This is a genomic window from Isoptericola sp. NPDC057191 (assembly GCF_042670225.1).
Classification (GTDB): Bacteria; Actinomycetota; Actinomycetes; order Actinomycetales; family Cellulomonadaceae; genus Isoptericola.
On the sequence record NZ_JBHUWC010000158.1, the window covers coordinates 1 to 9,391 of the forward strand.

8 protein-coding genes and 1 pseudogene are annotated in these 9,391 nt (G+C 76.8%); 7 read left to right on the forward strand and 2 right to left on the reverse strand.

Translation table 11 applies throughout. The features are described 5' to 3' along the window. Together ACFT55_RS16175 and ACFT55_RS16180 are read left to right on the forward strand one after the other, a co-directional pair. A pseudogene (locus ACFT55_RS16175) lies at positions 1-1,683 on the forward strand (hypothetical protein); the annotation flags it as partial. A 62-nt stretch (positions 1,684-1,745) separates the two neighbouring features. Then, entirely contained in the window at positions 1,746-3,377 is a 1,632-nt protein-coding gene (locus ACFT55_RS16180) for a DUF5719 family protein (RefSeq protein WP_380244866.1), read from the forward strand. Between the two features lie 86 nt (positions 3,378-3,463). On the opposite strand, the gene ACFT55_RS16185 is transcribed toward ACFT55_RS16180, so the two are convergent. Continuing rightward, on the reverse strand, positions 3,464-3,937 hold the full coding sequence (locus ACFT55_RS16185; protein WP_380244867.1) for a metallopeptidase family protein: 474 nt from the start codon (positions 3,935-3,937) through the stop codon (positions 3,464-3,466). A gap of 105 nt (positions 3,938-4,042) precedes the next feature. On the opposite strand from ACFT55_RS16185, the gene ACFT55_RS16190 reads away from it, so the two are divergent. Further along, a complete protein-coding gene (locus ACFT55_RS16190) occupies positions 4,043-4,399 on the forward strand; it encodes a DUF3499 domain-containing protein (protein WP_380244868.1) in 357 nt (118 codons plus the stop codon). A gap of 54 nt (positions 4,400-4,453) precedes the next feature. On the opposite strand, the gene manA is transcribed toward ACFT55_RS16190, so the two are convergent. Further along, positions 4,454-5,665, reverse strand: a complete 1,212-nt coding sequence (gene manA / locus ACFT55_RS16195; RefSeq protein WP_380244869.1) for a mannose-6-phosphate isomerase, class I — start codon at positions 5,663-5,665, stop codon at positions 4,454-4,456. Between the two features lie 94 nt (positions 5,666-5,759). Here manA and ACFT55_RS16200 point away from each other — a divergent pair, with 94 nt between their 5' ends. The 4 genes from ACFT55_RS16200 to ACFT55_RS16215 form a co-directional block, all read left to right on the forward strand. Continuing rightward, a complete protein-coding gene (locus ACFT55_RS16200) occupies positions 5,760-7,196 on the forward strand; it encodes a phosphomannomutase/phosphoglucomutase (RefSeq protein WP_380244870.1) in 1,437 nt (478 codons plus the stop codon). Continuing rightward, on the forward strand, positions 7,193-7,399 hold the full coding sequence (locus tag ACFT55_RS16205; protein WP_380244871.1) for a Trm112 family protein: 207 nt from the start codon (positions 7,193-7,195) through the stop codon (positions 7,397-7,399). Before ACFT55_RS16200 ends, ACFT55_RS16205 begins: the two co-directional genes overlap by 4 nt. A gap of 197 nt (positions 7,400-7,596) precedes the next feature. Beyond that, entirely contained in the window at positions 7,597-9,090 is a 1,494-nt protein-coding gene (locus tag ACFT55_RS16210) for a polysaccharide pyruvyl transferase family protein (RefSeq protein ID WP_380244872.1), read from the forward strand. A 93-nt stretch (positions 9,091-9,183) separates the two neighbouring features. After that, positions 9,184-9,391, forward strand: a 208-nt coding sequence (locus ACFT55_RS16215; protein WP_380244873.1) for a hypothetical protein, incomplete at its 3' end; no start/stop codon positions are given.

The window sequence follows — 9,391 nt, forward strand, 5'->3', positions numbered from 1 at the left end:
GCGCTGCTGCGCACCGTGGGGGCGCACGCGCGCGACGTCGTGCACACGCCGACGCGCCGCCGCGGGTCCCTCGGCGCCGCGGGCGCCGCGGGCCTCCTGCTCGCCGTCGCCGTGTGCGCGGCGCCCGTGCTGCTGCCGGTGGCCGCCGTGCTCATCGGCGTCACCGCCCTCGTGGTGCGGCGGTCGTGGCGGTCGCTGCTGCTCGTGCTGCTGCCCGCCGTCGTGGTGCCGCTGCCGTTCTGGGGCGAGGTGCTCGGCAGCTGGTCGGACGGGGGGTGGCGCCTGCTGGTGGCCGAGCCCGGCGCGCCGCTGGCCGCCCAGGGCGCCCCCACCGCCCTCGAGCTGCTGCTCGGCCTGCCGGGGGACACCGTCTGGTTCGAGCGGTGGCTCGGCACGGACGGCCCGCTCGGACGCTTCGCCCTGGTCGGGCCGGCACTCCTCGGCGTGGCCGTCCTCGTCCTCGCCGCCGTCGCGCTGGTGCGCCCGCGCGCCGTGCGCGGCGTCCGGCTCGCGTGGCTCGGCGCCGCGGCGGGGCTCGCGACGGCGGTCCTGGCGGTCGCGACCGTCGTGGCGAGCGGCACGGCGACCGACGGCTCGGCCGCGAGCGTGACCGGCTGGCCCGGCGTCGGGCTCTCGGTGCTGCTGCTGGCCCTTGGTGCGGCCGCGGTCACCGCGCTGCCCTCGACCGGACGACGGCAGGTCCCGGCGGCGCCCGTCCGCGAGGAGCGGGGCCGGCTGCGGCGGGCAGGGACCGTCGGCCTCGTGGCCGTCGGCGTCGTGGCGCTCGCCCTGCCCGTGGCCCAGCTCGGCTCGTGGGTGCTGGGCTCGACCGGAGGCGGCGCCGTCGGCGACCTGCAGGCCGCGGCGCAGCCGGTGGTGCCCGCCGTCGGCACCCAGATGCAGGCGCCGCCCCGTTCCGCGCGGGTGCTGCAGCTGGACCGGGTCGCGCCCGGCGACGCCGGAGCCTCAGGGGTCGCGAGCGGTGCGACGGTCGTCGACTACACGCTGCTGCACGCCGACGGCACCCGGTTGGAGGACTCGTCGACCGTCGTGCGCGCCCGGGCGGCCGGCGTGCTCGCCGGCCCGGAGCGCACCGACACCGCGCTGCTCGACCAGGTCGTGGCGGAGGTGGCCACCGGCCGGTCCACGGACGTCGCCGACCGGATCGCCGCGCTCGGGATCGGCGCCGTGCAGGTGCCGGCCGGCGGCGACACGGACCTGGTGACCACGCTCGACCTCGTGCCCGGGCTCGCCCGGGTCACCGAGGAGGGCGCCCTGGTCTGGCGGGTCACCACCGACGGGCCCGCGCCCGGCTGGGCGACGGTGCTGCGGGACGGCGGCGCCGCCGAGGCCCCCTCCCCGTTCTTCGCGCCGAAGAGCGCGGTACGGACCCTGCCGTCCGACGGCACCAGCGCGGGCGGGCGCCTGACCGAGGGCGCCGAGGACCGCACCCTGCGGCTCGCCGAGACCGCTGACAGCGGCTGGCACGCGACCCTCGACGGGCGACGGCTGGCGGCCGTCGACGCCGGCGGCACGCAGGCCTTCGCCGTCGGCCCGGACGCCGGCCGGGTGCAGGTCGCCTACGAGTCGCCGCACCGGACCGCGTGGCTCGTCCTCGCGGGCGTGGTGCTGCTCGTGCACGCGCTGCTGGCGCTGCCGGTCGGACGGCGGCGCGGACGATGAGCGCGCGGCGCACCGAAGGACGGAAGACCGAAGGACGACGGACCGGCGGGACGGGGGACGACGTGCGGGACACCCGGGCGCGGCGCGGCCTGCGCGCGACGGCGGCAGCGGTCACGGGGGTGGCGGCCGTCGCGGCGCTGGCCGCCGTGGCCGTCCTGGGCGACCAGTGGGCGCAGTCGTGGACCGGGGCGGAGCAGCGGGCCGTCGCGGCCGGGACGCGCACCGTGGGCGTACAGCCTGCCGACGCCACGCTCGTCTGCCCGACGCCCGTCGCCCTCCCGAAGGGGGCCGACGTCGGCGACTCGCAGTTCGCCGCGGCCCCCGTGCCGACGACGACCAGCCTCGGCGCGATCGTGCTCGGCGACGCCGCGGGCGAGGCGCGCACGACCGGCCTCGGCGGCAAGGGCGCGACCCCGTTGGCCACGGGAGACGCCGCGGCGGCGCTGCAGGACGACGTGAGCGGCACCCGCGTGCTGCGGGCGACCCCCGAGGCGGACGCGCCGTTCCGTGCCGCGGGCACCCTCGCCTCGGTCACGACGCAGGGCGACCTCCGAGGCCTGGGTGCGGGTTCGTGCGCCGCGCCGTCGACGTCGCAGTGGCTGGTGGGCGGGGGCACCGAGGTGGGGGAGACGGCGACGCTCACCGTGCAGAACCCCTCGGAGCGGCCCGCGACGGTCGCTCTCGACGTCTACGGGCCCCAGGGGCCCGTGGCGCTCGGCGGCAGCGGCGCGTTCACCGTCGCGCCGCACGACCAGGTCACGACGCCGCTCGGCGCGGTCGCCCCCGAGCAGGACCGGCTCGCCGTGCACGTGCGGGCGTCGGGGGCGCGGGTGACGGCGTCGCTGCAGACGCAGGCGATCGACGGGCTCCTGCCTGCCGGTGTCGACGTGGTGACGACGGGCGCGGCACCGCACGAGACGTTCGCGGTGGGCGCCGTGCTGAGCCGGGGCGAGGCCGTGGACGACCCGCACGCGCCGCGACTGCGCGTGCTCGCGCCCGGGGACGTCGGCGGGACCGCGCGGGTGAGCGTGTACGGGCCCTCCGGGCCGGTCGTGCTGCGCGGGGCCGACGAGGTGGAGCTGGAGCCGGGCGTCGTGTCCGACCTCCCCCTGGGCGGGCTGCCGGCGGGCGCCTACTCGGTGGTCGTCGACGCCGACGTGCCGGTCGTGGGAGCCGCGCGCACGGACCAGCCCGGCGAGCAGCCCGCGGACTCGGTGGTGGACGGCACGCCGTACGACGTGGCGTGGTCGGCCGGGCAGCCGCTGGCGGTGTCGGGCGAGGCCGGCCCGGCGGGGCAGTTGGGCGTGCCGGGCGGGGTGCGGACCGGGGTCGTGCTGTCGGCCGCGCCCGCGGACCGGGACCCTGACACCGACCCGACGGGGACCGTGCCGGTGACGCTGCACGCCTACGACGCGGCGGGGGCCGAGATCGGCAGCACGGACGTCGACCTCACCGCCGGGCAGACGACCGCAGTGGCGCTGGTCAACGTCGTCGACGAGGGAACCGTGCCCGCGGGCGTGAGCGTGGACCGCGGCGAGGCCGCGGGCGGTGACGTGGCCGTCACCTGGGCGGCGCTGCTGCGCGCGGACGACGGGACGGCGACCACGGGGAGCCTCGTGGCCACGGTCGCGCCCACTGCGGCGGTCACCACGCCCGGCGCGGTCGACGTCCGCGCCGTGGACGCCGCGGGCTGACGCGACCTGTCAGAACCACGTCCGGGCATACCCGGCCCTGGGTCTGACAACTTCCCGGCCAGGGGTAGTGGGCAGGCGTGCCCGGGTCAGGAGTCGTAGCCCGGGTCGATCTCCTCGGGCGTGCGGGCCAGCAGGTGCGCCACCTGCTCGACGACGACGTCGCGCACGAGGTCGGCCCGGTCGGCGTCGTCGGCGGCCCGGAACTCCACCGGCCGCCGGTAGACGACGACGCGCGCCGACCGTCCGGACTCGGCGGGGAAGCAACGGCCCAGCGGGACGCCGTCGCTCTCCCACGGCGCGGGCTCCGAGGGCGGCACGTCCTCGACGGCGAACTCGGTGCCGGCGAGCTGCGGCCCCCAGCGCCGCTGCAGCGTCTCGACGACGTCCAGGACCAGGTCGTCGAACTGTTCCGCCCGCGTCCGGTGGGCCGGCATCCCCGGCGGCAGCAGGGGGCCGCGCACACCGCGCCCGCGCCGGTCGCGCCGGCGGGTCGGGGGCACGGCTCCCGCGCCCGGCAGGCCAGGAGCGGGCTCGGGCGAGGAGCTGGCGACGTGGTGCACCCGACGAGCGTAAGCCGCTCCGGCCCGGGTCACGGTGCGGTCACGACGACGGCGGTGCGGCGAGCCCTGCACGCCGGCACCCGGCCGCGGCGTATTCTCCCCGACGTGAGATCGGTGAGGCAGTGCTCGCGCACGGCATGCACGCATGCCGCCGTCGCGACGCTCACGTACGTGTACGCGGACTCCACGGCCGTGCTGGGTCCGCTCGCGCAGCACGCCGAGCCGCACAGCTACGACCTGTGCGCGGATCATGCCGAACGGCTGACCGCGCCCCGCGGGTGGGAGGTCGTGCGACTCACCCCCGCCTTCGAGGAGCCGGCGCCGTCCCCCGACGACCTGTCCGCCCTGGCGGAGGCCGTCCGCGAGGCCGGCCGGGTCCGGCAGGAGCCCGCGGGCGAGCCCACGTCGGTCACCGAGACGGCGCGCCGCGGCCACCTGCGCGTGCTGCGCGAGGCCGACTGAGAGGCCGACTGAGCCGACTGAGAGGCCGAACGACCCGGGCACCCGCCTCCGCGCTCAGGGCACCCAGGCGCACACGGCGTGGCCGGAGCCGGACAGCCGCAGCGCCCCCGCGTCGTGCGGGACGAAGACGGACGCGCCCCGGCCGAGCGACGCCGGCGCGGCGCCGTGCGCCGCGGTGACGGTGAGGTCGCCGGACAGGCACAGCACGATGCGCGGCCCTTCCGCAGGCAGCTCCACGTCCTCGGCGGGGTCGACGTCCGCCAGCGTGAGGGCGAACTCGCGGACCGGCGCCCGGTAGGTGCTCACCTGGCCCCGCCCGCCCGCGGCGCGGGTGCGGGGCGGCTGCGGCGGCCGCGGGACGAACGAGGCGCACTCCAGGAGCGCCTCCTCGTCCACCCGCTTGGTGGTGAGCCCGGCGCGCAGCACGTTGTCCGACGACGCCATGACCTCGACACCCAGCCCCGACAGGTAGGCGTGCACCTCGCCCGCCGGCAGGAACAGCCCCTGCCCCGGGTCGAGCGTGACGCGGTTGAGCAGCAGCGACGCCAGGGACCCGGGGTCGCCGGGGTGCTCGGCGGCCAGCTGCAGCACGGTCGCGTCGGCGCGCGACGACGGCGAGCCCGCGGCCAGTCGCGCCGCCACGGCTGCCACGGTCGTCGCGACGTCCTCGGGCGTGCCGGGGTCGCGCCGCGCGGCGACGAGGCGGGTGAACGCGGCGCGCACGCCGCCCGGTGAGCGGTCGGCGGCGAGCAGCGCGCGCACGTCGGCCACGAGGACGCCGGCGAGCCCGTCGAGCAGGTCGAGGACGGCGCGGGGCGCGCGGAACCCGGCCAGCCCCTCGAACTCGGTGAGGGCCACCACCATCTCGGGCTTGTGCTGGTCGTCGTGGAAGGAGCGGCACGGGTCGCCGGGCGCGAGCCCCTGGCGGTTCTCGCGGTTGTACCCCGCCCGGGCGGCGTGCGGCTTGGGGTGCACCTGGAGCGACAGCGCGCGGTCCGCGGCGAGCACCTTCAGCAGGTAGGGGAGCCGGGGGCCGTACTCGTCGGCGACCCGGCGGCCCAGCATTGCGTCGGGCGCCGAGCGCACGAGCTCGAGCAGGGTCCTGCCGGGCCCCGCCACCCGGGACGGGGCGCTGGGGTGCGCGCCGAGCCACAGCTCCGCGTCCGGGGCGTCGCCGGGGACCGTGCCGAGCAGCTCGGCGAGCCGCGTGCGCGAGCCCCAGTCGTAGTGCTGGACGGTGTTCTCCAGCGGGTAGAGCTCGGGCACGGTGCCCACCCTTGCACATGCGCGCCCCGCAGGGCCCGGGGGCAGGGAAGATCCACCCGCCCCCGGCCGCAGCCGGGCACGTACGCTGTGGGGCGTGACGATCGACCTGGCCACCATCATCAAGGCGTACGACGTGCGCGGGACCGTGCCGGACCAGCTCTCGCCGGAGGTGGCCCGCGCGATCGGCGCCGCGTTCGCCCGCGTGGTCGCGCAGCCGGAGGGCGCGCGGCAGGTCGTCGTCGGGCACGACATGCGGGAGTCCGGCCCCGAGCTCGTCGAGGCGTTCACGGCGGGGGTCACCGCCGCCGGGATGGACGTCGTGCGGATCGGCCTGTGCTCGACCGACGGGCTCTACCACGCGTCGGGCGCGCTCGACGCCCCCGGGGCGATGTTCACCGCCTCCCACAACCCCGCCGTCTACAACGGGATCAAGCTGTGCCGCGCCGGCGCGCGCCCCGTCGGGCAGGACACCGGCCTGTCGGAGGTGCGCGAGCTCGCGCAGCGGCTGCTCGACGACCCGGCGGGCAGTGGCACGGACCAGGCCGCGCCGGGCACGGTCCGCGACGTCGACACCCTGGCCGACTACGCCGCGTTCCTGCGCGGGCTCGTCGACGTGTCGGGCATCCGCCCCCTCAAGGTCGTCGTGGACGCCGGCAACGGCATGGCCGGCCACACGGTGCCCGCGGTGCTTGGCACCGGGGCCGGGCTGCCCGCCCTGCCGCTCGACGTCGTGCCGCTGTACTTCGAGCTCGACGGCAGCTTCCCGAACCACGAGGCCAACCCCCTCGACCCGAAGAACCTCGAGGACCTGCGGGCGGCCGTCGTGGAGCACGACGCCGACCTCGGCCTCGCGTTCGACGGCGACGCCGACCGCTGCTTCGTCGTGGACGAGCACGGCGACCCCGTCTCGCCGTCCGCGGTGACGGCGCTGGTGGGGCTCCGCGAGGTGGCCAAGGAGCTCGCGGCGGGCCGCACGCCCACGGTGATCCACAACCTCATCACGTCCCGCGCCGTCCCCGACCTGCTGCAGGCGGCGGGGGCGACGACGGTCCGCACGCGCGTGGGCCACTCCTTCATCAAGGCGCAGATGGCGCAGCACGACGCCGTCTTCGGCGGCGAGCACAGCGCGCACTACTACTTCCGCGACTTCTTCTTCGCGGACACGGGCATGCTCGCGGCCCTGCACGTGCTCGCGGCGCTCGGCGAGCAGCCGCACCCGCTGTCGGTGCTGGCGGAGATGTTCTCCCCGTACGTGGCGTCGGGGGAGATCAACTCCACCGTGGCGGACGCCGCCGCGGCGCGGGAGCGGGTGCGCGACGCGTACGCTGCCGCGTACCCGCAGGCCGACGTCGACGAGCTCGACGGGCTGACCGTGGCGCACTGGGACGGCCACCCGCAGTGGTGGTTCAACCTGCGGGCGTCCAACACGGAGCCGCTGCTGCGGCTCAACGTCGAGGCGGCCGACGAGGACATCATGGTGAAGGTGCGCGACGACGTCCTGTCGCTCGTGCGGCAGGCGGAGGACGCATGAGCGACAGCACGAGCGAGGCCCCCACGATCGACCCGTGGGTGCGCAGCATCCTGCGCTGCCCGGTGACGGGCGCAGAGCTGATCGACGCCGTCGGCCCGGACGGGGAGCCGGAGCTGCGCTCGACGGACCCCGAGCGCCCGCTCGCGTACCCGGTGCGCGACGGCATCCCGGTGCTGCTGGAGAGCGACGCGCGCCCGCTCTGACCCGCCGCGGCCACCCCGCGACCACCCCGCGACCACTCCGCGACCACCACGCGGCGGCCCGGCCGCGAGCCTCTGCCGGGCTGCTGGGAGAACGCGCGCGGAGCACGTCGTGGCCCCCAGATGAACAGTCGATGAGCAGCCGGTGATCCGGCCGGATTCCGGCCTTGCGGCGGCCATCCGGTGCCTACGCTCGCGCCGTGCCGACTCACGCCGCCGCCGCTCGACCCGCCCAGCCGGGCGCGTCCCGTGCCGCCTCCCGCGCCGCCCGTCCCGGACGCCGTCTGCGCCTGTTCCACTTCGACATCAAGACGTACGGGAACTACGGCGACACGCTGCTGTTCGAGGCCGTCCGCGAGACCTTCGAGGGCTTCGCCGGCGGCGCGTGCTTCGAGGTCGCGGGCAGCCGGTCCCTGCGCGACCCGGTGGGCCCGAAGCTGGTCGACCACATCAACGAGCACTTCGACGCCGTCGTCGTGGGTGGCGGCGGCCTGTTCCTGCGCGACACCAACGCGAACGCGCGCTCCGGGTGGCAGTGGAACATCTCTCTGGAGCAGCTGCGCCGGCTCGAGGTCCCGATCGTCGTCTTCGCCGTCGGGAACAACCGGTTCATCGACCAGGAGGACTTCGCGGAGCCGTTCCGCGAGCACCTCAACCTGACGCTCGACAAGTCCGTGTTCTTCGGGCTGCGCAACCACGGCTCCGTGCGCACCATCCGGGAGTACGTGGACCACGACCCCGAGCGCGTCACCTACCAGCCGTGCCCCACGACGATCTCGTCGTACCTGTTTCCCGACCTGTACCGGGAGCAGCTCGACACCGGCGACGGCAAGGTGCTCGCCGTCGAGTCGATCATCGGCAAGCGGCAGGTCGCGGCGGGCTTCGACCGGGACCGCGTCTACGCCGACCAGGCGGACGTGCTCGCTCGCCTGAAGGGCGAGGGGTGGCGGCTGGTGAGCGTGCCGCACGCGCGCGCCGACATGACGTTCCACGAGCTGCTCGCCGAGCGCGGGCTGGTCGACGACGCACGCGTGCTGTGGGGCCGCCGCGACGTCCTGTTCACCGGGCTGGAGGCCCTCGCCGACCTCCCGGTGATCCTGGGGACCCGCGGGCACGCCCAGATGGTGCCGTTCGGCATGGGTGCGATCCCGCTGTCGCTGTACGTGCACCACAAGACGCGCTACTTCGCGACCGACATCGGGCACGCGGAGTGGGCGCTCGACCCCCGCGCCGAGACCTTCACCGACGACCTCTACCGCACCGTGCACGACGTCACGGAGCGGCAGGCCGCGCTGCGTGACGAGCTCGCCGTGACGCGCCGCGGCCTGTACGACACGACCCTGGCGAACCTCGCGACCATCTACGAGCGGCTCGCCGGCGTGGCCGTCGCGCCCTCCTTCACGCCCCTGACGCCGAAGGAGCGTCGGCTCGCGGCCCGCACCTACGACGCGGCCCTCGAGAAGGCCAAGGCGGAGGAGCGCCTGCGGACCAAGGACCGCGAGCTGGGCGCCAAGGACCGCGAGCTGGGGGTCAAGGAGCGGGAGCTGGGCGCCAAGGACGCGCAGATCCGCTCGCTCGGCAGCGACCTGCAGCAGGTGCGCGCGACGCTGCGGGCCGTCCGGGAGTCCGTCCCGCAGGGCTCCGTCGTGCGCCGCGCCGCCCGCCGGGCGCGCCGGCTGGTGCGGCCCCGCTGAGGCCCGTCGGGCGCGCCTGACGGCACCCCCGCACCTCCCAGCACCCCCGAAGCACCCCGACCCGGCGCGGCACGGAAGGATCGAGCAGGACGGATGACGAGCACCACGACAGGCCCGACGACGCGCGCCGGCGCGCCGTCGCGCGCGGAGCGGCGGCGGCGCAACGCGGCCGCCGTGGCCGTGCTGCGCGAGGTGGCGCGGCCCGCCGAGGTCCTGCGCCAGGCGGGCTCGCCGCGCTCGCGGACCGGGTGGCGGCTGCGTCTCGGGCTCTGCGGCTGGGAGAGCGTCGAGGGCCTGGTCC

Bases quoted from the DNA above. Each gene is read 5' to 3' on its own strand.
- ACFT55_RS16205 (WP_380244871.1), top strand. From the start codon at position 7,193: ATGAGCGACAGCACGAGCGAGGCCCCCACGATCGACCCGTGGGTGCGC.